We start from the raw sequence: 24,029 nt of genomic DNA on the forward strand, positions 1-24,029 counted from the left end.
GCAAGGCGCCTCAGCGCGCCGCCAGCATCCAGGCCGGCGCCCACCAGTAGCGATGGAGCAGCCGGCGGTCGACGCGCGCGAAGCCGGCCTCGTGCAGCAGCGCCGCCCAGTCGTCGATGGGGTGCTCGAACGTCGTGCGGGTGGCGCCGCGGTCCGCATAGCCGAAGAGCACCGGCATCAGGAAGCCCTGCGCGACCGTGTCGCGATCGGCGCCGGCGTACTCGGCCAGCCCCTCACGGTAGCGCGCGAGCACGTGCCGCGCGGTGTCCGGCGCGAGCGGCTCGTCCATGCGGGGCGCGTCGAACTCGGCGACGAGCAGCAGATCGCAATGCGCGCGCGCCCAGCGGAGGAGCGCTGGCCTCTCGGCCGGAGCGATCGCGTGCAGGCAGAAGGTCGCCTGCGCCACCGCCCAGCGCCGCGGCGCCATGCCGGGGTCAGCGGCGAGATCCTGGAGTCGCCCGCCGAAGGCCTCGAAGTCGACGCCTCGCGCGGAGAGCGCTGCGGCGCAACGCTCGAGCAGCGGTGCCGCCGGCTCCGCCACGGTGACCCGCCGCACCGCCGGCCTCAACGCGGGCAGGAGCGCCAGTCCATCGCCGGCGCCGATATCGAGCAGATCGAACGGCGCCTCCGGGTACTGGCCGGCGAGCGCCGCGCTGGTCTCCCGGTAAAGGGGCACATTGCCACCGCCGCGGATGAAGGCGGCGAACCCCTCCGCGGACACGTAGACATTGCGCTTCCCCTCCCGGGCGACCCGCGCGAGGTGCGCCGCGGCCGCCTGGAACAGGGTGTCTCCCGGCGAGGCCGCCGCGGCGCGGGCGGCGAAGGTCGCGGCGTCCGCGTAGCGCTCGTCGGAGAACGCCAGCATCGCGAGGTAGCAAAGGCCTTCCGGCGACGGCGCGGCGACGGCGGCCGCCGCTGCGTCGAGCCCGGCGGCGCGATGGCGATCCCAGATCCTGTCCAGCATGGCTCTGCCCCTTTTTCTACTGGTTCCCGACGCGGGAGCTCGTCTCCGGGCATGCTACCTCGCGGGCGGGTCTCTGCTCCATGGCTCAGCGCTTCGCCGGCGCTGGCTATGCGAGCATCGAGTAACGCTGCTCGGCCGCGAGGCACGGGGCCGGGTCGAGGCCGAGCTCGCGGCGGACGATGTTCGCGCCGCGCACCAGCGATACCATCTTGTGAAAGGCGTGCATCCGGCTCATGCCCTGCCGGCCGAAGCCGCAATCGCTGCTGAGGATGAGCCGCTCCGGCTCGATGAACCGGAACGCCTTGCGGATGAGCCCCGCGATCTGCTCGGGGGTCTCCACCTCCAGGCTGCGGTGGTGCACGGCGCCGATGCAGACCTTCTTGTCCTTGCCGATGGCCTGACCGATCGCCGGGAGCGCCGCGCCTCCGTCGCTCGCGGCCTCGAAGGTGATGACGTCGACGTCGAGCCGGTCGAGCAGCCCCAGCGCGCCCTCGTAACCGCTCGTCGCCACCTCCACCCGCTGCGCCGCCGGGTTTCCCCAGCACGTGTGCACCCAGACCTCGGTCTTGTCGCGCAGCCCGGCGACCTCGCGGTTGAACGCGTCGATGTAGAGCCCCGTGTTCAGCTCGGCGCCCTGGTCATGACCGGCGATGTAATGGAGCAGGGGCTCCTCGAGCTGGACGACGGGGCATCCCGCGTCGGCGACCTCATGCAGCTCCTGGTTGAGGCTGTCGGCGATCGCGAAGAGCAGCTCGCGGCGGCTCGCGTAATGCTGGTTGAGGACGACGACCTCCAGGAGCTGGCCGCAGCAGGTGCCGAACTTCATCGGCCTGTGGGTCATGCGCTGCGCCGCCTTCCAGACGCGCGCGTACTCGAGCCCTCCCCGGCCGACCGGTCCGCGCACGAAGAAGGGGAGGCGAGCCTCCATCACCTCGTGGAGGATGTCGCCTGCGGCCCTCTCCCTCGGCGACGTCCAGGGCTGGGGCCGGAGGCCGGGATCTTCCAGGCCCTCCATGCGCTCGGCCACGTAGCTGAACCAGGAGCGGCCGCCGACATCCATATCGAAGCGGGCGTCGCCGTCGGTCAGGATATCGAGGCCCGCCCGGATCTGATCGGTGATGTGCACGGCGAGGGTGTCCGTATACTGCTCCCTGAACACGAGATCGGCCATGGCCATCGAGAACCTGCGGCCCGCGAGGTTCGCGACATACCATGACGGCCGCGGCAGAGAGCCGGTGATGGTCGTGGCGAGAGGCGTGTGCTTCGTTGCCTTGAACATGGAAACCTCGTTCGCATGCGCCTGCAGCGCGCCGCGGATGCTAGCCGAGACGACAAGCGTGAGCGAGCCGTCACCTCGGCCAACGCTGTACAGCCTGGTCGCTCAGGAGCCGTGCGGGCTCGATCATCGCTTCATCATCAGCGGTAGAGAGCCCCACCTGCGCCGGCGATGCGGATCAGCGCGAGCGCCCGCGCGCCCGCGCGCGTCGCGGCGAGTTCAAGAACTGGAGATGCTCTTCGAGTGCGCTCCACACGGCCGCGATGCGCGGCACCTGGCGCAGGCTGCGCGGCGTGACGAGCCAGAGCTCGAGCACTGGACCTGCGGGCAGGCCCAGATCGAGCTCGACCAGGTCGTCGTCCAGATCGAGCGCGCTGCACGGCAAGACGGCGGCGCCGAGCCCCGCGCGCACGGCCTCGATCTGGGCGATGTAGCTGCTCACGATGAGCTTCGGGGCCTTCTTGACATGCCGCTTCTGGTAGTCGTCCTCGACGGTGGGGGCGCGGCCCAGATCGACGCAGACCCAGTCGAGCTCGTCGCGGCCCTTCTTCGAGAGCCTGCGGTGGGCGATAGGCACCGTGGGCAGGGTGACGATGCGCGCGGCCACCAGATCGCCGCTCTTCGGCCGGAAGAAGCGCACGGCGATCTCGGCCTCACGATGGCCCAGATCGGCCACCTCGTAGCTGGTCAGCAGGTGGAGCGACACGCGCGGGTGCCTCTCGGCGAGCGCAGGGAGCACGCGCGGAATGACGCCGTGTACGGCGATCGACTCGGTGAGGGCCAGGCGGACCATCCCCTCGGCCTCTCTCTCGTGGCCGCTGGCCTCGCGCACGAACTGGTCGGCGCCGGCCTCCATCGACTCGACGTGGCGACGGAGCTGCTCGCCGAGCGGGGTGAGCATGGATCCCCCCGGCAGCCGATCGAAGACCGCCACCCGGAGCGTTCGTTCGAAGGTCGCCATGCGCCGGCTCACCGTCGATTGCTCGATGCCGAGCTTGCGGCCGGCGGCCGAGAAGCTGCCGGCGCGCGCCACCTCCAGGAAGAGGCGCAGATCGGCCCAATCCAGGTCGGCGAGCGGCCTGCGTGCGGGCGGGGACGCGGGAGAGCGTGCCATGCACCCACGCATGGCACGCCTGCTCAGAACCGTCTACCCAGACGCTGCTGCATGGCCAAGATCGACCCATGCACCTCGTCATCCAAGGTCACCCCGCCCCCGACAGCCTGAGCGACGCGCTGGCTCGGGCCTACGCCAGCGGCCTCGAGAGAGGCGGAGCCCGCGTCGAGTTCCTGGCCCTGCGCTCGCTCACCTTCGATCCGCACTTGCGCGCTGGCTTCAGCGGTCAGCAGGAGCTCGAGCCCGATCTCCGCCAGGCGCAGACCACCATCGAGCGCGCGAGCCACGTGGCCTGGTTCTTTCCCACCTGGTGGGCAGGGCCACCCGCGCTCGTCAAGGGCTTCATCGAACGCACCTTCTTGCCAGGATGGTCGTTTGCTTATCGAAAGCGAAGCGCGCTGCCCGAGGGGCTGCTCGCCGGCCGCAGCGCCCGCGTCGTGACCACGATGGATAGCCCGGGCTGGTGGTACCGCTTCTGGCACTGGCGCTCCGTCCATACCTCGTTCATCAACGCGACACTGCGCTTCGTCGGCTTTGGGCCCGTCCGCGAGACCACCTTCTTCGATCAGAAGACGCGGACCCCGGAGCAACGAGCGGCCTGGCTCCGGGAGATGGAGCGCATCGGCGAGCGGGATGCGCGGCAATTCCCCGCCAGATCCTCCCGCACGCTGGCTGTGGCGTGAAGGCGCCATCCTTCAATGCTTGGAAAATCTGTCGAGATAACGTTTCATTTTCGGGAAACGGAAGATCGCGTCAGGAATCTACTTTCATTCGTCAGGGACCGTTGCCCCTGAGCGCGCCTGGGCGGGTCGAGCGCCACCGCTGGACGCGGCGGACGGGGAGGAACGGCGCGTCATGCAGCGCTTAACGATCTGTGGCCGCATAGCTCACAACGCGTAAGTGGTGACGCTCCGCCGTGGGTCGATTCGGAAGAAGGCGGTGGTTCCCGAGGTGAGGCGAAGCCCTAGCCGCGCTTGTCGCGACGCTCCGACCACGTCCAAGTCACGTCGTACTGGGCCGTCGCGTCGCTCCGGAAAGAGCCGTCACGTCCGTCGGAATATGCAGTCTCGCACCGATCACGCAGTTACGAAGCTATCAGGAGACCCAATTGTTTGTGGGTACACGCAATGCGTGGCGGTGGACGACGTTAGCGGCACCCTGCCTCTGATCCACCTAGCGGTAGGAACGTGATCCACCCGGTTGCACCGTGGCAACGCACGAGCACCGCCGTCGCCTGTCGAGGCTCACCGCGTGCTCGGCCGCATCCAGGCTCTCCGACCCGCTTCGCGGGCGCTGCGCGCCTGGACCCGGCCTGTGCGCGGTGCGGTCCGTGGTCGCAGACGATCCCGGACGATGCTCCGCAGGGGGCTCCGACCCCGGTGGCCGTGGATGACGAAAGCGCCGCCGAGTGGATCAGTCCTATCTCGCCCCCGATGGCGGACGATGGCCGACGACGGGGCCCCTGCATCCACCTCGATCGGCTCCTTCTCCGTGGTCCGTACCGACCTCTTGATGGATGGGCGCAAACCAATCAGCAGATATTCATCGTGAACCGGGATCGAAATCCGAACAAATTCCACCACTGGGAGGGCACGGAAATAACTTCCAAGCCACCGACGAAGGCGCTTCACATGGGCGTCGGCTGCTCTCAAACGACCTTAATCCGCGATGACGTGTTCAGAAGCAGCGGAATCCGACGTGAAACTTGTCGTTGCCGTCTACATCACCGTCGGTGTTAAGACCGAACATATCTATCGATACGCCGTCGAGCAGTGCAGGGAGGCAGGTGTCGTCGTTGCCAATGCTGCTATCGCAGAATCCGTCGCGAACGTAGCCCCACTTTGCAGGATCATTCGTGCAGCCACTGCACTCATCGCGCCAGCCGTAGTACAGATTGCAGTGATCGCGAAAATAAGCATGAGCCTGCGAATCCGGGCTAGCGCACTCGAGATTTCCATTGGCGTACCAGCCCACCACGAACTGGCCCGGTGGGCAGGGGCCGGTGGTAGTGCCTCCCTCCGGTGTGGTGTTCGCGCAGTGGAGTCCCATGTAGAAGGTGTCGTCGCCATTGACATCACCGTCAGTGTTGAGTCCGAATAGCTTAACCGAGGTGCCGCCTAACATGGCCATCGTGCAGGTGTTGCTTGCCCCGTTGCCGATGGCACAGGCGGTGTCGTTGGCTCGCCCCCACTTGGTCGGCGCCGCGGTGCATCCGCGGCATCTGTCGCTCCAGCCCGTATAAATAGAGCAGCTCGAGCGCACGTGGCTTAGAATGGCCTCGCTGGCATCGACGCAGGTCACGGCCGTGCCTTCAATATTAGCGACCAGCTGTCCCGCACCGCAGGGGCCGGAAGATCTCGCGCTGCTTCCCACGTCGCAGTGGAAGCTGGTATAGAACGTGTCGTCGCGATTAACATCGCCGTCGGTGTTGAGCCCAAAGAGCTTTATGCTCTGGCCGCTAAGCATTGAAATGGAGCAGGTGCTATCACTGCCCGCGCCGATGTCGCAGGCGGATGCGCCTATTCGCCCCCATTTCGTCGGGGCACTGCCACAGCCGTCGCATCGGTCGTTCCAGCCGAGATAAATTGAGCAGGAATCGTTGACTGTCGATCGCGCTATGGCGTCAATGGTAGAGCACTGGAGCTGCCGATCGCTGGTGACCCCGATGGCGAACTGGCCCGTGGGGCACATCTGATCAGTCAGACAGCCCTCGTCGACCTGACCATCGCAATCGTTGTCAAGCCCGTCGCACACCTCGCTCTGCGGGATTACCTCACCTTGGCAATCGCTCCATTTTCTGGACTCGCCGTTCAGCTCGCAGAACTTTTGTCCGGCAGTGCACATGCCGACGCCTTTCGTACCGGGGGCACCTGTAAAGCAGGTTGATGTATCTCCTGGATTGCACTCATCGCCACCGCTTCCGCTCGACGCGCCCCCGGCGCTATGCGTCCAAGTAGATGAGCCGCCTGCGCTCGCGCCGGCGGTGCCACCGGCACCGCCGGCGGCTTCGGATCCTGCGCTGGCGACCTGCTCGGTGTCTGAGCTGGCACCACAACCCACCGTCGCGAGTGATATTGAAAGCGTCCCTTCAAGAGCAACAATACTTCGGGCCGCACGTGCAAAAATGTGAAACGATTTCATTAAACATCTCTCCTTCTCAGTAGATCTCCGTATAACGCTTAGGGCCGTCTAGCCTCTGTCGCATGGTTCGGATCGGCTTTCTTAGGCGCTCCTATTTGACAGATACTCGGACGCAGGGCTCATTGAGAACTCGGGCGCAGATGTTCCGAGCATGCTCGACGAGCGGCAAGTTGGGCGCGATTCGCGAGAGTCTTCAGATTCGAGGCATCGCAGCCAATGAGAATTCGTCGCTTAGTGACGAGGTCCCAGCGCTGCGAGCTCTCTGAGTCGAGATAGCATGACTAATTGGCTGTCATCGTCAAGGTGATGCATTGCAATGTGCGACAGTTCATCAGTGACACAATGGGCTATGCGGTTGCGTCCGAGGGGCGGTGCCTTTGTGGCGAAGGATTCGTAGATGAGTCCGCCGGGCCACCGATGCGCGAAAACGGTTCTTGATTTGTCCTAGTCGTCGCTCACTTCGTTGACGGCGAAGGCCATCGGGAGTTGCACAATAGTGTTTGGCTTTTCGTGGTCTGGCGTGATTCGGCTCAGGCGTTCCCGGCGGATGACGGCGATCCATCGTTCCGCCTTCGTCGCGTGCGGGATACGGTAATTGCCATCAGCGAGGCGCAGTAGGCAATTGCGAACCATTGCCGGATCATGGAGATCTACCTGGTGTCGACGTATGTGCGCTCGCTACGCGGCCGGCGCTCGGGCCGCGTACGTGGAGGCTGGCATTCAGAGCGGTCGGCCTGGGCTTGCTCGATTCAGTGTATCACCCGAGCTGGATCGCGACCGGCTCTCTCTTTGGGTACGCGTTTGCCGCCGCGTGCGTCGACACGCTGCGGCGTTAGCGCTGCGGGAAGTCGGCCGCGAAGCGAACCGTCATGACGCCAAGGGCGCCAATAACTCTCGGAAATCGGAGCGGAGGATACCGGGGCAGCCCTCCTCCTCTCCTCTTGGCGGCCTTGTCCGGTAGGAACGGCCCGCACCTGACGTACCTTCGGTCAGTCTGGGACGCCTGCTGGACAGGTTTAGAACTCATCCCACAAATGCCCGCAAACGCGCTTCTGCCACAACACCCACGACGCTCAGTCTAGACGAGGAGACACGACCACCGGGAGGCCACTGCTGCTCAATCGCTGCCCGTTGGCTGCTCAGCCGCTGCTCAACCATTGAGGCCGCATGACGGGTCGAAAGCCCAGTGCGCTGCTTCGCGGTGTGCGGTGGGCTCAGCGAAGCATTTACGGAACGTGCGGGACATACTTCGTTCTCTGGCGGAACTATCGTGATTCTTCACGAGCGTCAGATATGCGCACTTCCCGTGAGCTCGGAAACAGGTATCTGTTGCCGCGCCGTGTCCCGCGATGACGTTCGAATGTTGCCTCGCGTAATTCTGGTGTGGTGCAACAAGCTGCGCATCTGCGTTCGCAGGAGTTGGAGCACTGCGACGGCATCTTCGCCTTGGCGACCGTGGGGACGGAGCGACGGGAGTTGAGCAGGCGCTCATTCACCCGTTGGCTCCCGCATGCCGGAGGTTCGCTGGTGCTTGTCGCCGCCCTTTGCGTCTAGGTTGCCGGTGCCCTGCCACAGCCGACGCGCGATCCCACGACGTTGGCACAAGGCTTGCCGTACTTGCTGTACAGGCGCACCTCGCTCTACTGCGGAAGGTTGCTCCGGGTGAGCAAAAAGCGTCAAGATGCCAAGAGGAGAGACCAGGTTCCGCCCCGACATTAATCACGTTGGAGTTCCGAAGAAATCAACAAACAGGGAAGAGAAACTGCAAGGACGCAAGGGGAGGACAAGACCTATCTCGCCTTTGGTCCCTTGCGCCCTTGCGGCTTCTCTCTTTCCCGCGTTTCTTGCCCTTGGATCTTGCGTCCCGGCAGAGCAGTCGGGCTTCGCAACTCATTGAATTCATGAAACTTTCAACCTGTTCGGTGCTCTAGGCCTAGCCATACCTCGCTTCACGACCGTCATCGGGAGCGCTTGATGAGCTACGACATAACAGACGTCATTGGTCGCGAACGTGAACGCGCGCTGTTCCGGATGGCTCTCGATGGTACCGGGGCTCGCGCCTTCTATGTCTACGGTCCTGGAGGTGTCGGTAAGACAACGTTGCTGCAAATGTTTGCTCGTGACGCGCGCCATCGCTCCGTCAGGATTGAGCAGATCGATTGCCGTAATATCGAGCCGACGCTTCAGGATGTAGTCACAGCGATCGAGCATGCGGGTCTGTTCACATCGAGCTGCGACACCACCGGTCTCCCGCAACTCGTTGTAGCGGTCGATAGCTACGAGTATATTCAAGCCATTGATCCACGACTCTGCTGTGAGTTGGTCCGTCGGCTTCGTGGTGGCAATCTCCTTGTGCTTGCAGGACGTACGCCGCCGAGTGTGGAGTGGCGCTCGCAACCGCTGTGGCGCACCGGAATTGTACCGATCGCCTTGCGGAATCTCAACTCCGCAGATTCTAGAACATTTCTCATGCGGCGAGGCATCAAAGACCAGGCAATATCAACCATCGTGGCGTTCTCGCATGGCCATCCACTCGCACTTGCGCTCGCTGCCGAGGCCTGGACGGATACGCCCGATAGCCCGTTTGCTCCTGAGAGCGCGCCACAAGTCATTGCTGCCCTGTATGAATACTTCCTCCGCGGTATATCGGAACCGGAACGGCGCGCAGCGCTCGACCTCACGGCGGTGCTCCGCACGACGTCGGAGAAGAGTTTATGCGCATTGTTGGAGTGCGACGCCGTGAGCACATTCGCATGGCTACGTCAGCTAAGCTTCATGCAAATCGACAATAGCGGAGTATTCCCGCACGACCTGGCGCGCGAGGTGATCCTGGCGGACATGCGATGGCGTAACCATGAGCGGCTCTCCGCCATGATCATGCGCGCGCTGAGTTATTACCTTGATCACTGGCGTGCACGTGCGGGTATCGAGGTTGTCCAGATCTTGCCCGAGTTCTATTTTCTCACAGGTCATTATCCTCAGCTAGACTGCATGAGGGTGCCACCGGACGCTGGGCTTGCGATGGACAACCTGCGCCCTGGGGACGAGCAGGCGCTCCAAGAAGCAGTGCAGCGGCACGAAGGCCCGACGTCGTTACAATACCTGAGACACTGGATTTTACATCAACCTGCTGCATTTATGGTGGTGCGAAGCGCGGAGAACGCGATTGCCGGATTTGGCGCATGGATCCGGATCGACCTGACCACGGATAAGCAGCGAGCGGAGGATCCTGCTATAGTCGCCGCATGGGACTACGCGATTAGACTACTCGGCGGAGTTCCCTGTGAGCCAATACACTATGTTCGATTTATGATGTCATGTAGTGTCGGGCAGGCGGTGTCTCGCGAGATGTCGTTATGCGTGCAGAACACCGGAAGGAAGATGTTAAGCAACTGGGGTCCGCTATTGTTCTTTTGTATGTCCGATAGACGGGCCTGGGAGGGCGTCTGGGCAGTATCTGATACACACGTTGTTCCAGAGTTGCAGCACGAGCTGGACGGCGTGATTCGCGAGGTGTTGTTGCAAGATCTTCGAGGCCTCTCATTTGTCGATGTTATGGCCTCGGTGACAGAGCGATGCGCTATGGGGGCATGTCATGAGCAGAATCCGAAGCCCGCGCACGTTGAGGATTCGTCGCTTGCGGCAATCAGCATGGAGGAGTTCGGTGTCCATGTGCGCGAAGCGCTGCGAACGCTCCACGACACCCTCGCGCTCGCCAGAAATCCATTGCTCCACTCTCAGATCGTGCGTACCAGGGTGGCGTCTAACACCAGCCCGCGAGACCGGGTGCGCGCGCTCCAGTCGTTGCTTATCGGAGAGTCAGAGGCCATTCGCGGATCGCGACGCGGGAATGCCTGGTACCGGGTGCTGAAAGCGACGTATCTGGAGCCCGTGGGGAAACACGAGAGCGCCGCTGAAGAGCTGGGTATGTCATACAGCACGTTTCGCAGGCGTTTGGCGGAGGCCACTCAGCATCTCGTATCAGCACTCTGGGAGCTCGAGTTGTCATGCGCTACAGAGGCGTAATCCGTGACTGAGCGAGTACATGAGCAACGGCGATCCGTGACACTACTGACACTACTGTCGGAAGGTGCACCCCGGCTGTGATGTCCAGTTTATGGTGGCGTGCAGGGCAAGGACGAAGGCGACAGGACCGATGTGGGCCGAGCGCGTTCGGGCGTGGCGCGAGCGGGGGGCGTCCGTAGTTTCGTGACGCCGGTCGGGGCCAGTCTGCCGTACCGCCTCATCGCCTCGCGGAGCCGGTCGAGCGGGATGGCATGGGCGACGTGGTCGTCCTGTCCGAACGTCGTCGTCGCCATGGTCATCGCGTTGAGGATGGCTTCTTCCACCGCCTCTTCGGCGCCCTGGAACATCGGGTTCAGGCGCGCGTCATCCATCTCGCGGAGGTTCCGTGTCAGCCCCTCCGGCACGGCCGGCACTCGGTTGCCCGTCGCGAAGGCCAAGAACAGGTCTCCGCTCCCGTCGCGCGATACGGTCCCCGTGCGCCCCACCGCGAGCGATATGCGCCGCGCCACCCGCTCGAGCTGCCGCGCGGACAGGGGCGCGTCAGTCGCAACCACGGCGAGCAGCGAGCCTTCGCCGTGGTAATCCGGCACGGGCAGGAGATCGCGGATCTCCTGCCCCACCGGCACCCCGTCGACGCGGAGCTCGCCGCGCTCCCCGAAGTTCGCCTGCACGATGGCGCCCACCGTGAACCCGCCTGCGGCCTCTGGCAGGACGCGCGACGCCGTGCCGATACCGCACTTGAAATCGTAGCAGATCATCCCCGTCCCGCCGCCGACCGCCCCCTCCTGGACAGGGCCGTCGATGGCGCGCTCCGCTGCCTCGATGACATCCTCGGCCGACACATGCAGGCCACGGATGTCGTTCAGCGCGCTGTCGTCGCACTCGCCGACGATCGGGGTCACCGTGGGCTCGTCCACGCCGATGGCCGGATAGCGCCGGAGCATGTACTGGATCGCCCCGTCGAGCGCGCGGCCCACGGCGAGGGTGTTGGTGAAGACGATGGGCGTCTCGAGCACCCCGAACTCTCTCACATAATGGAGGCCGGTCATCTCCCCGTTCCCGTTCAGGACGAAGCTCCCGGCGGGGACCTTGTTGTGCCAGAAATCATCGGACGTCGGCAGGATGACGGTCACGCCGGTGCGCACCGGCCCCTTGCCCGGGTCGAGCCGGCCGGCGCCGCGGTGATGGGTCACGTGCCCGACGCGCACGCCGGGGACATCGGTGATTGCATTTAGCTTCCCGGTGGGCAGGCGACCGATCACGATGCCGAGATCGCGCGCGCGCCGGCGTGTCGCACCGACGGGCGGCGCGGGCAGCGCACCAGCGCTCGCAGCGGGAGGGGAAGGCCGAGCGCGAGGGCCGGCGCACGCGAGGAGGGAGGGCAGGAACAGGAAGAAGAGGAGTGCTGCGACGAGCGCGGCGCTGGAGACAAGGTGAGGGCGACGCATCGGCGGGAGAATATCCGACGGCGTCGTCCGCATGGTGAGGCTCGGCGGTCAGCGGTCGTCCTGGACGATAGCTCCCCATCGCGAACTGGCAAGCTCACCCATCCGCGGACCCGGTGCGTCGCGGGGGTTTGACCCCGCCCTTGCGCTTGATCCCCGCCTCGACTCGAAAGATGTCTGGCACGTTGATCTTGCCGCTGGATCGAATCTCGAGGACGCCGATCGTCTGGAGCGCGTCGACTAATGCCTTCTCGGGGTTTACGCCTGGATCGGCGAGCTGTACGGGGGCAAGACCGAGCGCCGTGGTTGCCGGCTGGGTGAGGAGAGTCTGCGCGGTGCCGCGTTTGCGCCAGAGCGACTCGAGGAACTCCTGCTCCATCGGGACCATCTGGCCACGGAGAGGCTCCAGGACCGTCCTGACCCAGCGGTACTCCTCTCCGAGCTCCGTGAGGCGGTCCTCGGAAGCCTTGCGCACGCCCTCCAGGAGGCCGAGGTGGTCCACCGCGCGCCCCGCCGGCGGCGCCCCGTGGTGCGCTGCCTCGCGCCAGGCGGTGAGGAACGTACGAGGGGACGTCTGGCCCCTGGCATCCGACAGATGATTCGGAAGCCAGGTGAAGACGAACCCACGCTTCTTGTCCGCGCCCATGAACTCGCCGGCAATGGAGTCGACGATCTGCTTCTGTTCCACGTCGGCGGGCAAGAGGCCCACAGGGGCAGTTGCCTTCAGGCGCTCGACGAGCCGGGAAAAGGCCTCGCCTGAGTGCGGCGAGCGGGACAGGCGATTGAACAGGAGGCCGTAAAGATCGCTTGTCGTCCAGTCGAGATCCACGCGGGTATTCCGGATCTTGGACGCGTCGGGGAAGTCGAAGAGAGCCTGATCTGAGAACTGGTCGAGCCTCATGAAAAGCTTGAGGCGAATGGCTCGAAATGACCGGGCGGCGAGCGCTCTGCGTAGGAGTCCGCGAGTCAGCTCGCGCGTCATCGACCAGTCTTTCCCCAGACGATCGAGGGCGTCGAACACCACGAGCAGCTTTCGGCCGGTCGCCGCGAGCCGCGCGTCCGCAGCGGTAACCAGGTGGCCATACCGCTCGGCATCCGCCTCGACCCAACTCACAAGATCGATGAAGCTGGTGGGGAGCTCGTGATCCGTGAAACCAACCGCTGCACGAGCGATCACAGCTCGCCAGACGCTCTCGGAGTCGCGATGATCGCGGGCCATCTGCCGGATGATATCGAGCGATGGCGCCACCCTGCCGGTTTGCTCCGAGGCGTTGAAGCCAATCTCGACAGAGGTCCGGTAGAGGTCTGGCTGACGGAACCTCTGCGCCGCCTCTTCGCGGATCTCCTTCTGAGCCAGGGCATGTGCCCAGAAGCTCTTCCCCATACCCCGGTTGCCAACCACCAGGGTGCGCTCGGGGTCGAGCGCGCTCCGGTGCCCGCTCACGACGTAAACCAAGCCCGGGTCGACGGGCTGGCCAGGCGCGTGATTGTCTGCGCGCGGCAGCTCCGCGAGCCCTTGGCGGATGCTGTTGAAGTCGACGCTGGCGGTGGGCTGCTCGGCGATCATGTGTTGGAGGACACGGGCGATGTTTGCGGTTCGAGCTCCGGCGGGTGGCGGTTCATGGACCCAGCAGGCGATCCACCGCAGTGAGGAAGGCGCCGAAGGTGGCTTCGTAGTAATTACGTGTCAGCTCGGTTGGCTTCTTGGCCGGATCCCAGTGGATGAAGCGGGCATCGAAGGGAATGGCAATCGGGTAGTGTGGGGCTTGGGGGTCATTCGCGTCGAAGTTGAAGCCATCCAGGCCATCGATCTCCTCATAGAGGTACTCTGTGAACAAGTTCCACATCTCGTCGGTGAACGTCGTATTCACCTCGTCGGAGAGGGGCGCTTTCGCGTGGACCATGCGCAGTTGCCGCCACGGTGAGCCTCCCTCCGGCGTCGGGAGCGTCGCGAGATGCGCGAAGAGATATCGGTAGTCGTCGATGGTTTGACGCTGCGCTGTGCCGAACAGGAAGACGGTCGCGCCGAGACCGAGAAGCGGGCCTGCCGAGAGCTCTGCCATACCGGCGCGAGCGTCCACGAGCACGAGATCGTACGGACGGCGGCCGACCACTCGGCGGATCATCCCTCGGGTCTTATCTCGCAGTGAGACTGAGCCGCCGCCAGGCTCGACGTCTTCGAGCATGGCCCGGGAGAGCTTGGCCAGGAAGTTCTCCGGATGCTTCTCGGAGGAGGTCCCGCTCACTGGCATGACATCTACGAGGCCGGCTCCACTGGTCAGTGCGCTCGTTCCCACGAAGTCAGCCAGCTCGGTCTCGTCGAAGCCGCCGAGGCCGCTCTCCGCGAGATAATCGAGCGCGCCGAATGCCGGCCTGCGGTCCGGGTCGAGGAGAATCGACCCGATGCCGGGGGCTTCGAGGTCCATGTCGATCACCAGGACATTCCGGCCCTTGCGGGCCTGCTCTGCGGCCACGACGGATAGGGCTGTGGAGCGGCCAACGCCTCCCTTGAGGCTGGCAAATACGAACTGCGGCGGCGCCGGTGCTTCGGGCTCGGGACCGCGTACCCAGTCTGCCCCGACGATCCTGCGATCAAGATACCGGACGGTCCGGTCGCCGACCCGGACCGCGCAGGCACCGGGGTCTTCGAGGATGCGCGCGGCGCCGGGCGACTGCCGATCGGCGACAACACGGTCCGGGCGTGCGTACGGACCGAGCGCCTTCCGGAGCGCACCGGTGAGCGCGGCCAGGCTCTCCGGCGTGAGCTCTCCGTCGGCGAAGAAGGTCAGCCGCCCCGACGCTTCCCGCAACACGACCCCGCCTTCGAGGGAGCTCCGGCCAAGGTGGGCCTCGACCTCGTCGACGAGGACGGGAAGGCTGTCATCGAAGTGAACGGTCAGCTTCTCCGTTTTCATGGGGTTTCCATCGCCTGCCTGAGCCGCTCTGCCTGCTCCCGCCATCGCTCGACGTGGCGCGGCAGGATCTCCTTACCTGGGGCGTACCGCATTGTCGTGTCCCAGTCCTGCATGAGCTGACCGTCCTCGGCATACTTTCGCAGTTCACCGGACCGACGGCCGCGAGCGCAGTCACGAAGCAGGGTCTTCAGCTCCGGAAAATGCGCGTAGAAGGGGTCATCGCGGCGCTGGTTGGGTGGGAGCTGGCGCATCCCGGAGTCGCGCATCATCTCCTTCAACGCGCATTCGGCGGCGATGCCGTAAAGGTAACCCGCGACGTCCGGCCTCGCGCTCCGCGGTTCGGGCCGGTTGAGCAGGTTGGCCGCCTCAAGGTGACGGCGGCAGGAGTTCGGGAGATCCAGCGAATAAGGCATGATGGCGCTCGTGACGGCTCCTGAAGCATACCGTCGGAAGCCATCCTACCACATCGAACGCGTAAGCGGCGCGCCTTCTCAGCGCGTCAGCGCCGGTGTCGCGAGCTTCAGCAGCCGCGCTCCGCCCCGCCGTACCGACGTGAGGAGCCAGGTACGGAGATCCTGCTCGGCCGCGACGGCGGTGCAATCGGTCATTCCCTGCGTGAGCTGGCTTGTGTGGCAGCAGAGAAGCTTGGCGTTCTTGGCGTACACCAGAGGGTGGGAGGCAAATGCACAACGGTTGGAGCAGGGAGTGCCACCGTGGCGATGCAACAAGCGATAACGAGAGCGAGCCCAGGTCAGATGATCAGGAGGATATCAAGCTCGCTCTCCTTCGCCGACGCGCCCCCCGCCCCCAGCGCGCCCCCCGCGGGCACGAGGGGCGCGTTGGCCGGCGCCAGCCGGAGCGCACTCAACGGCCGCGGCCCCGAGCTCTCCGGCGAGGGCCCGCCGGCGTCGGCTGCGCCGCGCGGGCCCTCCCTGTGCGCGCGCTGCGCGCAGCCGGCGATCGCGGCGCGCACCGCCCGGAAGACGCGCTCCGTGTCGAGCCCCCCGGGCTCCTGAGCCGCCAGGGCCAGGCTCTCGTCGACGCAGGCGGTGCACGGGGCGGAGGCGGCCGCGAGCCGCACCACGAGCGTCGCCTCCAGGCGACCGAGCTCTACCATGTTGAATGGCACCGTGAGCGCCGAGCCGCGGCCCCGGCCGACATCGACGCTGACGAGGAGGGTATCGCCGTCACGTATCACCATGGTTTCCCGCGGGGGGCGGCCACTTACGCGCTCTGGCGCAGACTCACGAAGACTTGTGTTGACAAGGATCCACAGGCGATCGGAGCTCGCCTGTCCGCTCTTCTCCGCAGCGTCGCTGTTGCGGCCTTCTGCCATTCTCACGCCCTCCGAGGAGGCGAACCTACAGCCGTTGGAGGCGGACGGCGATGGCCCTTCCGGACAGACAATGTCCGGACGGGCGCGTCCGCCGAGGACGCCGCCGCGGCCGGTGAACGCGGCGAACACGGAGGTTTTCGTTGCATCCGTTGCGCCGTCCGGCGCGAGGCGGTAAGCACAGCCGGCGAGCGGAGGGCGGAGCGTGGATGAGCCGGAGCGACGCGACGAGGACCCGGACGCGAGCGAAGCCGGGAGCGAGCGCGCGTCGCTCGGCATCCTGTTCCTCGCCGCGGCGTTCGCGCTCGCGCTCCTGCTGACCGTCGTGGCGCTCCTCGCGTTCGCGGCGATGAGCCAGCGATCGCCGTTGCCGGTCCAGGTCGGCGCGCTGGTTGGCGCTCCGGTCGACGCTCTGGCCGCGCTCGACCGGAGGGGCTAGCCGCAGGTCTTCTGGACCACGCCGAGCAGCGCGCTGAAGTCGACGGGCTTCTTCAGGTAGGCCGTGCCCTCAGGCGGGCCGTCGTGGCCGGAGACGATGGTCACCGGGATCGCCGCGAGCGCGTGCACCTGCTTCAGCGCGGCGAGCATCTCCTCGCCGGTCATGATCGGCATCATGAGATCGAGCAGGATGAGCCCGGGCGGCGGGTCCGCCTGGTGCAGGAGATCGAGCGCCTCCCTGCCGTTGCTGGCGCAGTAGACATCGTAGCCCGACGACTCGAGCATCTCGCGGAGCATCTCGCGGAGCTCGGCGTCGTCGTCGACCAGGAGGACGGGGGCGCGCGGGTTCGGGGGAATCGGCGTCACGCGCGGCCCGTTGAGCCCGTCGGTTGGCCAGGGTTCACTCATCGCTGTTACCTCTTCCAGACTGCGCAAGCATGCAGGAGCGATAGCAGGCGAGCACCGCGCACGCATTGCATGCCCTCAGCATCGTCATCGTCGGATCTTCTCCGGACATGGTTCCGGGCTACGCGGGGGCGGCGCCGATCCACGCCGAGCAGCGGGCGAGGGGCGTGGCGGGAGCACGGGCACCGCGAGCGAAGCCATGCGAAGCGCCGAGGGTTACGGGAGTTGCGCCGCGGGTCAAGCCTCTCCGCTCTCGCCCTGCTCGCCCTCCAGCGTTCCGGGCCGGAACCCGAGCGCGCGCGCCTGGGCGGGGCGGGTGTGGCGACGGCGCCAGACCACGGCGTCGAGCATGTAATGGGTCGCCTGCGGCAGCGCGAGCAGCGGCACGAGCAGCGCCCGCGCGCGCGGCCCGAGGAGCGGCTCGTCCCCTGTCCGCGCGCCGCCGAAGAGCTCCGGCCGGTCGTGCCAGACGAGCCGGTCCCAGAGCATCTCCTCGACGAACGCGAGCGCCAGCGCGACGCCGAGGAACGCGAGGAGCCCGAAGGCGAGGACCCGCGCGAGCAGCGAGCGCGGCGCCTCGCGGGCCCGCTCCCGGGCGTACGCGAAGACGAGCGCCATGTACGGGACCCCGTGGACGATCACGTTGGTGACCGTGAACTGGAAGTCGCTGTCGGTGGCGACGATGCCGACGTACCAGGTCGCCGCGGTCGTCGCGACGACGACGTGCTTGCCGAGGTTGAGCGGCGCGCGGTCGACGCAGGCCCGCTGGATCGCGCGGGCGACGTACGCGGCGGCGAGCGCGGCGTAGACGGCGCCGAGCGGGCCGACCGCGGCCGCGAGCCAGGGCGCGCTCACGAAATCGCCTTCCACGAACCACTGGAACGCGCGCGGCGGGTGCGCGTGCCAGTACAGCAGCGGCCACCCGGTCGCCGCGTACACGAGCGCGTCGTCGAGGAGGCGATCGACGCGGGAGCGCTCGCCCGCGAGCGCTCGGTAGATCGCGACCCACCCGACCTGCTGGCGGACGAAGTGGATCACGGCCACGTAGGCGAGCGCGCGCCAGAAGGTGAGCTCGGAGGCGAGGTGGAGCGCGACGCCGGCGGCGTAACAGGCGAGCGGCACGCCGGCGTAGAGCGCGGGGTGGCGGCGGAGCTCCTCCGGGTCGAGGTACGTGCGGAAGAGCGTCGTGTGCACGTGCGCCACGTCGACGCCGACCACGAAGAGCAGGAAGCCCCAGGCCGGGAGCGCGCCCCCCGTCGAGAGCGCGGCGAGGGCGAGGGCCAGCGCGGCGGAGCCGCCGAACACCGCGAGATCGACGCCGCGGCCCCACATGAAGCCGCCGCGGGCCGCGCCGCGGGGCCCGGCCGGCAGCGCGCCGAAGAGGTCGGGCCCGGCCGAGGCCAACGCCGAGACCCGCGCGTCAGCCGTGGATGGCCGCGGAGATGATCCAGGCGAGGCCCAGGATCACCGAGCCGATCACGATCGCGAGCGCCGTGTTCTGATCCTCCTCGATCTCCTTGCGGATGGAGAAGGGGGTGAGCTTCGTGATCAGCACAAACGCCAGCAGGAAGACGAGCAGCCCGACGGCCACGAAGACGAGCGTTCCGACCACAGCTTTCGTCAAACTTTGAACGTCGGGCATCGGCGGTTCTCTCTGGGCGCAGGGCGGCGCGCGGCGCGCGCTCGTGACATCGTGAGCTCGGGGGCGTGAGCCTACGCGAGTCGGCCGGCAGGGTGAAGCGCGGTCGCTGCGCCGCGTCGCTCCTCGACGCGCGCGCCCGGGCGGCGACGTGCTATCGCCCTGCGGTGTCCACGACCGTGCGCCGAACCCTGCCCCGCCGCGCCCTCACGGCCGCGCTCGCGGCGCTCGGCCTGCTCTGCGCAGGCGCGCCCCACCTCGCCGCGGCAGCGCCTCCGGCCAGCAAGGCGGCGCGCGGCGGGGGCGCGCCGATCGGCAAGGCAGCGCACACGGCGGGGGCGCCGAGGAGCGCCGCGGCGGCTCCGGCGGAAGCGCCGCTCGAGCTCGCGTTGCCCGTCGAGCGGATCACGCTGAAGAACGGGCTGCGCGTGGTGCTGAGCCCCGACGAGCGCTCGCCCACGGTGGCGGTGGCCGTGACGTACGACGCGGGCTCGCGCGATGAGCCGAGCGGCAGGAGCGGCGTGGCGCGCCTCGTGATGGACATGATGGCCCGGGGCAGCCGCAGCCTGGCGGCGGGCGAGCCCCAGCGCCTCGTGGCCGAGCGCGGCGGCGAGCTCCACGTCGAGGCGGACGTCGATCGCACCACCTTCACGGCGGCGCTGCCCGCAAACGAGCTCGCGCTGGCGCTGTGGATCGAGGCCGATCGCATGAAGGCGCCCGCGCCGAGCGCAGAGGGCTTCGAGGCGCAGCGCCGGGACGCGCTCGAGCGCCGCGGCGCGGTCCTCGGCGCCGCCCACGGCCAGGGCGCGATCCGGCTCCGCGAGCTCGTCTTCCAGGGGTACTGGCCTCACGAGCACCCGGCGCTCGGCGAGGCGGACGATCTCGCGGGCGCGGAGCTCTCGTGGGCCCGCGACTTCCACGCCGCCCACCACGGCCCGAACAGGGCGGTGCTCGCGATCGCCGGCGGCTTCGACGCGGGCGCGGCGAAGGCGCTCGTGCACGAGTACTTCGACGGCATCCCCGCCGTCTCCGCCGCGCCCTTCAAGGACGTGCCGTTCCCCGAGCAGACGAGCCAGCGCACCGGCGTCGTGAGGGACAGCGCCGCCCGCGCGCCGTCCATCCTCTACGGGTGGGCCGTGCCGCCGCCCGAGCACCCGGATCACCACGCGCTCGCGGTCGCGGCCTCCCTGCTCGGGCGCGGCGAGAGCTCGCGGCTGGAGGCGCTCCTCGTCGTGAACAAGGCCGTCGCGCGGTCGGTGCGCGTCGCGATCGACGGCCACCGCGGGCCCGATCTCTTCTCCATCGACGTGCGGCTCGCCGAGGACGCCCGGGTCGGCGACGTCGAGAAGCTGATCGAGGGCGAGATCCGGGCGCTCGCGACGGCGGGGCCCTCGCAGGCCGAGCTGACGAGGGCGCGCCGGCTGCTCCAGTCGGCGTTCGTGGCGGGCCTCGCGGACGCGGGCGCGCGGGCGCGGGCGCTCGGCGAGCACGAGCTGCTCTTCGGGGACGCCGCCCACCTGAACGGGGAGCTCGCGCGCTACTTCGCGGTGACCCGGGAGGACGTGCAACGCGTCGCGCGCGAGCACCTCGGCCCGACGCGCCGGACGATCGTCGAGACCTATCCCCCCGGGGTGCCGGGAGCCGCCTCGCCGCCGCGCGCGTCGGCCGGCGCGCCGCAGGCCGGAGGCGGGGCGCGCGCCGCGGCGACGGGGCAGGGCGCTGAGGTGGCGACGCCGGGCAAGAGCGCAGAGAAGGCGGCGCCTGGCAAGGGCGTGGACAAGGCTGCGCCGGGCAAGGGCGCGAACAAGGCCACGCCTGGCAAGGGCGCGCCTGGCAAGGGCGCGGACAAGGCCGCGCCGGGCAAGGGCGCGTCGAGCAAGGGCGCTGAGGTGGCGACGCCTGGCAAGGGCGCGGACAAGGCCGCGCCGGGCAAGCGCCCGGCGAAGGCGCACGGCGCGGCGAGCCGGCCCGCGCCGGATCAGGCGCCCACGAAGCCGGCGAAACCCACGAAAAAGTGACGCGAAGAGGCGAGCGACGGAGAACGCGTGACGCGATGAACGAGCGAAGCGAGCGACGCGACCTGCGCGGGCGACGGACAGCGCGCCCCTGGCTCTCCTGGACCGCGGCGCTCGCGGCGGCCGTGGCGTGCGGCTGCGCTGCTGGGCGGGCGCCGCAGCCGCCCGCGCAGGCGGGCGCGCCGGCGAGGCCCGCGCCGGCGACATCTGCGCCAGCGGCGCCGCCGGCCGAGGTCGCTCGCGGGGAGCAGCCGCCGCCGTCCGGCCCCGCGAAGCCCGCGCGTATGCCCGCGATCGCCTGGGCCGAGCTCCCGAGCGGCCTCCGCGTCGCCACCGCGGTGAGCCGCGCGCTGCCGCTCGTGGAGGTCCGGGTGGTCATCCGCGGCGGCTCCGCGGCCGACGGCGAGCGCACGGGGCTCGCCGCGCTCACGGGCGAGCTCCTCCTGCGCGGGGGCGCGGGCGGCCTCCCCGGCCGCGAGGTGCTCGCGCGGGTCGAGTCGCTCGGCGCCTCCCTGCGGGTGGACACCGGCCTCGACGCGACCGTGATCGGGCTGCGCGCGCCCAGCGATCGCGTCGCGGAGGCGGCCCTGCTGCTCGGGGTCGTCGTGCAGCGGCCGCGCCTCGACGCCGCGGAGCTCGCCAAGCTGAAGGCCCAGGCCGCCGAGGCGGCGAGGGAGCGCGGGCGCTCGGACGGCCGCTGGGGAGCGCTGATGGTCCTCTTCCGCGACCTCTACGCGCTCCCGACCGAGCTGCACCCGTACGCCTCGTTCGGCGCGACCGCGGCGGAGCTGCCGCAGATCACCGCCGCCGACTGCCGCGCGTTCCACGCGGCGTGGTACGTCCCGAAGAACACCGTGGTGGTGGTGGCGGGCGACACGACGCCCGAGGCCGCGCGCGCGGCCGTGGAGAAGGCCTTCGCCGACCGCCGCGGCGAGGAGCCCCCGGCGCTCTCGTTCACCGATCCGATGCCCCCGGCGTCGCTCAAGATCACGATCGTCGATCGCCCGAAGAGCGCGGAGAGCGAGCTCTTCCTCGGCGTGCTGGGCCCCGAGCGCAGCGCCTCGGAGTGGCCCGCGCTCGCGGTCGCGGGCGAGGTCCTCGGCGGCCCCTCGGGGCGCCTCTCGCAGGAGCTCCTCGAGCCGCGCGGGCCGGCGCGCGACGTGTCCGCGGCGCCGCTCGACGTCGCGCACGGGCCCGTCCCGCTCCTGGTCCAGGTCCGCGTCCCTGCGGCGCGCACGGGCCTGGCCGCGCAGGCGATGCTCGAGCACGCGGAGCAGCTCGCGGCCGCGGCGCCCTCGCAGGAGGAGGTCGACGCTGCGGCGCGGCGGCTCACGGCCGGCCTCGGCCTCGGCCTCGGGACGGCCGCCGGGCTCGCGGACGAGATCGCCAGCATGCAGGCGCTCGATCTGCCGGACGATCACCAGGAGAGCTACCGCAAGGAGCTCCGGGACATCACGCCGGCCTTCGCCGGCAAGGTCGCGGCCGACAACGTGCGACCGGCGCACGCTGCGATCGTCGTGGTGGGCGACGCCCAGGCGATCGGCCCGATGCTGAGCCGCCTCGGGGACGTCAAGGTGGTCGACCCGACCCGCGCCTTCGAGCGGAAGCGCACGATCCCGCGGGACGCGAAGGCCTCGCCCGCCCCGGCGCCCGGCGCTGGCCGCGCGGCGCCGGCAGAGGAGCCGCAGTGACGGCCGTCGGGCGCCGCGGGGGCGCGCGCGCGCCGCGGGCGGCGGTGCGTGGTCTTGCGCCCGCGGCGCGCGCCTTGGCGCTCGCCGCGGCGCTCGCGGCCGCGTCCTCTCCGGGCGCCGTGGGGGCGCAGCCGAAGCTTGCGCCGGCGTCCGCCGCGCCGGCGGCGTCGACGCCGGCACCCGGGCAGCTCGACGGCGCGACGTATGACTACGACCACCCGTCTGCGCCGGCGAGCGGCGCCGCCGAGCAGGGCGCAGCGCAGGCCGGGGCTGCCGCGCCCGGGGTGCCGCCGGAGCGGCGCTGGCGGGGTCGCGCCTTCGTGCACCGCCTGGCGGCCGCCGATCCCGCGCGGCCGCTGCCGATCCTCGTGTTCCTGCACGGCACCAACGAGGCGCGGATCGAGCACCGCTGGATGGGGGGCGGCCAGGAGGGCGACGTGCGCCGGATCGCGGCGCAGCTCATGGAGGCGGGCCAGATCCCGCCGATGCTGGTCGCGGCGCCGAGCGCCGTGCTCCCGGCGGCGGTGGCCGTCGCGCGGACGAGCTGGCCTGCCTTCGATCTGGACGCGTTCCTCGACGCCACGGCCGCGCGGCTGCGCGGCGTCGCGACCCTCGACCGCGCGCGCGTCGTCGTCGCGGGCCACTCCGGCGGCGGCTGCAACAAGGCGGGCGGCATCGCGACCGCGCTCCGCGCGTCCATCCCCGTGCACGCGGCGCTCGTGATCGACACGTGCATGGACGTCGACATCGCGCTCCCCCTCGCGCGCTCGCGCCCGACCACGCACGTCGTCGTGTCGTGGCAGACCATGACCTGGGTCAAGCGCCCCATCGCCGACTTCCGCCGCGCCTTCCAGCGCGGCGTCGACGCGCACCCTGCGGCGCCCGGCGTCCTCCGCGAGCTCGAGCCGCTCCTCCCGACGGAGCCGATGCCCCATGACGCCATGGTGCCCCTGGTGCTGCGGCGCTGGCTGCCGTCGCTCCTCTCGCCGGACGCCGCGCCGAGCGTGCCCTGCGTCTCGCCGTGACCGTCCCAGGACGCGCCGCCGCGTCCGTCATCCGCTGCGCGCGCGGCGCCGAGGCAGGGCCGCGCCCAAACAGCTCAAGAGGTTGACCGGCATCCCTTGAACGCGTGCCCCGCGCTGGGTCGTATACACGATGAAGCGTTCCAGTGGTCGACGCGCCGCCCGCCGACCCGAGCACGAGCTATCATCATCTTTCGTGGGCACGAACAAGCCCGTGCTCGCGACCTCCAAGAGGATCTCGCCACCAAATTCGCTGTGCTCGTCGGCTACGTGCAACACGGTATCGACATATCGAGCGTGGACAGGATAGGTGCCAGCCTGTTCCGAGGCGGCGGCGGCAAGCTCTTCGCCTATGCCTTCAAGATGACGTTCTGACCTGGGCGATGGCGCCGCACCGGCGCTGATTCACCACCCTTGCGCACCTTATGGTGGATCCGGAGACTCCCGAGCGAGGCGCTTCCGTCGTTCCTGATTCCGGTTTCTCTCTCTCGATGGTACCGTGGCTGACATGCCCCGGTCTTGGTGTCCGGGATCGTTGTCGCATCCGCGCGTCAACGAGCCTGGACACGGCGATGGAACGGAGGGTACCGCTCGTGTGGCAAGCC

Annotated in this window: 19 protein-coding genes; 7 read left to right on the top strand and 12 right to left on the bottom strand. The window is 68.4% G+C overall.

Going from position 1 to position 24,029, the window contains the following annotated elements; all coding sequences use genetic code 11:
* Positions 1–10: 10 nt before the first annotated feature.
* The 3 genes from WME79_RS46050 to WME79_RS46060 form a co-directional block, all read right to left on the bottom strand.
* Positions 11–964, bottom strand: a complete 954-nt coding sequence (locus tag WME79_RS46050) for a class I SAM-dependent methyltransferase (protein ID WP_437528550.1) — start codon at positions 962–964, stop codon at positions 11–13.
* Positions 965–1,070: 106 nt separating this feature from the next.
* The gene (locus WME79_RS46055) at positions 1,071–2,243 is read right to left on the bottom strand and encodes a hypothetical protein (RefSeq protein WP_437528552.1); all 1,173 of its coding nucleotides are present in this window, start codon (positions 2,241–2,243) and stop codon (positions 1,071–1,073) included.
* Positions 2,244–2,418: 175 nt separating this feature from the next.
* Positions 2,419–3,354 carry a LysR family transcriptional regulator gene (locus tag WME79_RS46060; RefSeq protein WP_437528554.1) on the bottom strand — a complete coding sequence of 312 codons (936 nt, stop codon included), beginning with the start codon at positions 3,352–3,354 and terminating at the stop codon, positions 2,419–2,421.
* Positions 3,355–3,422: 68 nt separating this feature from the next.
* Here WME79_RS46060 and WME79_RS46065 point away from each other — a divergent pair, with 68 nt between their 5' ends.
* Positions 3,423–4,037, top strand: a complete 615-nt coding sequence (locus tag WME79_RS46065; RefSeq protein WP_437528555.1) for an NAD(P)H-dependent oxidoreductase — start codon at positions 3,423–3,425, stop codon at positions 4,035–4,037.
* A 994-nt stretch (positions 4,038–5,031) separates the two neighbouring features.
* Here WME79_RS46065 and WME79_RS46070 read toward each other — a convergent pair.
* Entirely contained in the window at positions 5,032–6,495 is a 1,464-nt protein-coding gene (locus WME79_RS46070; RefSeq protein ID WP_437528557.1) for a hypothetical protein, read from the bottom strand.
* A 1,974-nt stretch (positions 6,496–8,469) separates the two neighbouring features.
* Between WME79_RS46070 and WME79_RS46075 the strand changes: the two genes are divergently transcribed.
* Entirely contained in the window at positions 8,470–10,521 is a 2,052-nt protein-coding gene (locus WME79_RS46075; RefSeq protein ID WP_437528558.1) for an AAA family ATPase, read from the top strand.
* An 89-nt stretch (positions 10,522–10,610) separates the two neighbouring features.
* Here the strand turns inward: WME79_RS46075 and WME79_RS46080 are convergent, their stop codons facing one another.
* The 5 genes from WME79_RS46080 to WME79_RS46100 form a co-directional block, all read right to left on the bottom strand.
* Positions 10,611–11,969, bottom strand: a complete 1,359-nt coding sequence (locus WME79_RS46080; RefSeq protein ID WP_437528559.1) for a P1 family peptidase — start codon at positions 11,967–11,969, stop codon at positions 10,611–10,613.
* A gap of 94 nt (positions 11,970–12,063) precedes the next feature.
* Positions 12,064–13,533, bottom strand: coding sequence for a hypothetical protein (locus tag WME79_RS46085; RefSeq protein ID WP_437528561.1), 1,470 nt, complete (start codon positions 13,531–13,533; stop codon positions 12,064–12,066).
* 52 nt (positions 13,534–13,585) lie between these two features.
* Positions 13,586–14,881 carry a KGGVGR-motif variant AAA ATPase gene (locus WME79_RS46090; protein ID WP_437528562.1) on the bottom strand — a complete coding sequence of 432 codons (1,296 nt, stop codon included), beginning with the start codon at positions 14,879–14,881 and terminating at the stop codon, positions 13,586–13,588.
* Complete coding sequence (locus WME79_RS46095) at positions 14,878–15,294, bottom strand: hypothetical protein (RefSeq protein WP_437528564.1); 417 nt, start codon at positions 15,292–15,294, stop codon at positions 14,878–14,880. Before WME79_RS46095 ends, WME79_RS46090 begins: the two co-directional genes overlap by 4 nt.
* A gap of 338 nt (positions 15,295–15,632) precedes the next feature.
* Positions 15,633–16,082 (bottom strand): hypothetical protein, encoded by a 450-nt coding sequence (locus WME79_RS46100; protein WP_437528565.1) that lies wholly within the window; start codon positions 16,080–16,082, stop codon positions 15,633–15,635.
* 337 nt (positions 16,083–16,419) lie between these two features.
* On the opposite strand from WME79_RS46100, the gene WME79_RS46105 reads away from it, so the two are divergent.
* Positions 16,420–16,653, top strand: coding sequence for a hypothetical protein (locus tag WME79_RS46105; protein ID WP_437528566.1), 234 nt, complete (start codon positions 16,420–16,422; stop codon positions 16,651–16,653).
* On the opposite strand, the gene WME79_RS46110 is transcribed toward WME79_RS46105, so the two are convergent.
* From WME79_RS46110 to WME79_RS46120, 3 genes are all read right to left on the bottom strand, one after another.
* Positions 16,650–17,060 carry a response regulator gene (locus WME79_RS46110; protein WP_437528567.1) on the bottom strand — a complete coding sequence of 137 codons (411 nt, stop codon included), beginning with the start codon at positions 17,058–17,060 and terminating at the stop codon, positions 16,650–16,652. The two genes, WME79_RS46105 and WME79_RS46110, sit on opposite strands and share 4 nt — an antisense overlap.
* A 234-nt stretch (positions 17,061–17,294) precedes the next feature.
* Positions 17,295–18,461 carry a hypothetical protein gene (locus WME79_RS46115; protein WP_437528568.1) on the bottom strand — a complete coding sequence of 389 codons (1,167 nt, stop codon included), beginning with the start codon at positions 18,459–18,461 and terminating at the stop codon, positions 17,295–17,297.
* Between the two features lie 16 nt (positions 18,462–18,477).
* Positions 18,478–18,681, bottom strand: coding sequence for a DUF350 domain-containing protein (locus tag WME79_RS46120; protein ID WP_437528569.1), 204 nt, complete (start codon positions 18,679–18,681; stop codon positions 18,478–18,480).
* 83 nt (positions 18,682–18,764) lie between these two features.
* Between WME79_RS46120 and WME79_RS46125 the strand changes: the two genes are divergently transcribed.
* The 4 genes from WME79_RS46125 to WME79_RS46140 all read left to right on the top strand — a co-directional run bounded on the left by WME79_RS46125 (position 18,765) and on the right by WME79_RS46140 (position 23,799).
* The gene (locus WME79_RS46125; RefSeq protein ID WP_437528571.1) at positions 18,765–20,714 is read left to right on the top strand and encodes an insulinase family protein; all 1,950 of its coding nucleotides are present in this window, start codon (positions 18,765–18,767) and stop codon (positions 20,712–20,714) included.
* Positions 20,715–20,749: 35 nt separating this feature from the next.
* The gene (locus tag WME79_RS46130; RefSeq protein ID WP_437528573.1) at positions 20,750–22,402 is read left to right on the top strand and encodes a M16 family metallopeptidase; all 1,653 of its coding nucleotides are present in this window, start codon (positions 20,750–20,752) and stop codon (positions 22,400–22,402) included.
* Positions 22,399–23,427 (top strand): hypothetical protein, encoded by a 1,029-nt coding sequence (locus WME79_RS46135; protein ID WP_437528574.1) that lies wholly within the window; start codon positions 22,399–22,401, stop codon positions 23,425–23,427. The genes WME79_RS46130 and WME79_RS46135 overlap by 4 nt, the downstream gene beginning before the upstream one ends.
* A gap of 96 nt (positions 23,428–23,523) precedes the next feature.
* On the top strand, positions 23,524–23,799 hold the full coding sequence (locus WME79_RS46140) for a hypothetical protein (protein WP_437528576.1): 276 nt from the start codon (positions 23,524–23,526) through the stop codon (positions 23,797–23,799).
* The last annotated feature ends 230 nt before the right edge of the window (positions 23,800–24,029 follow it).

The organism is Sorangium sp. So ce726 (assembly GCF_051521405.1).
Taxonomy (GTDB): Bacteria; Myxococcota_A; Polyangia; order Polyangiales; family Polyangiaceae; genus Sorangium.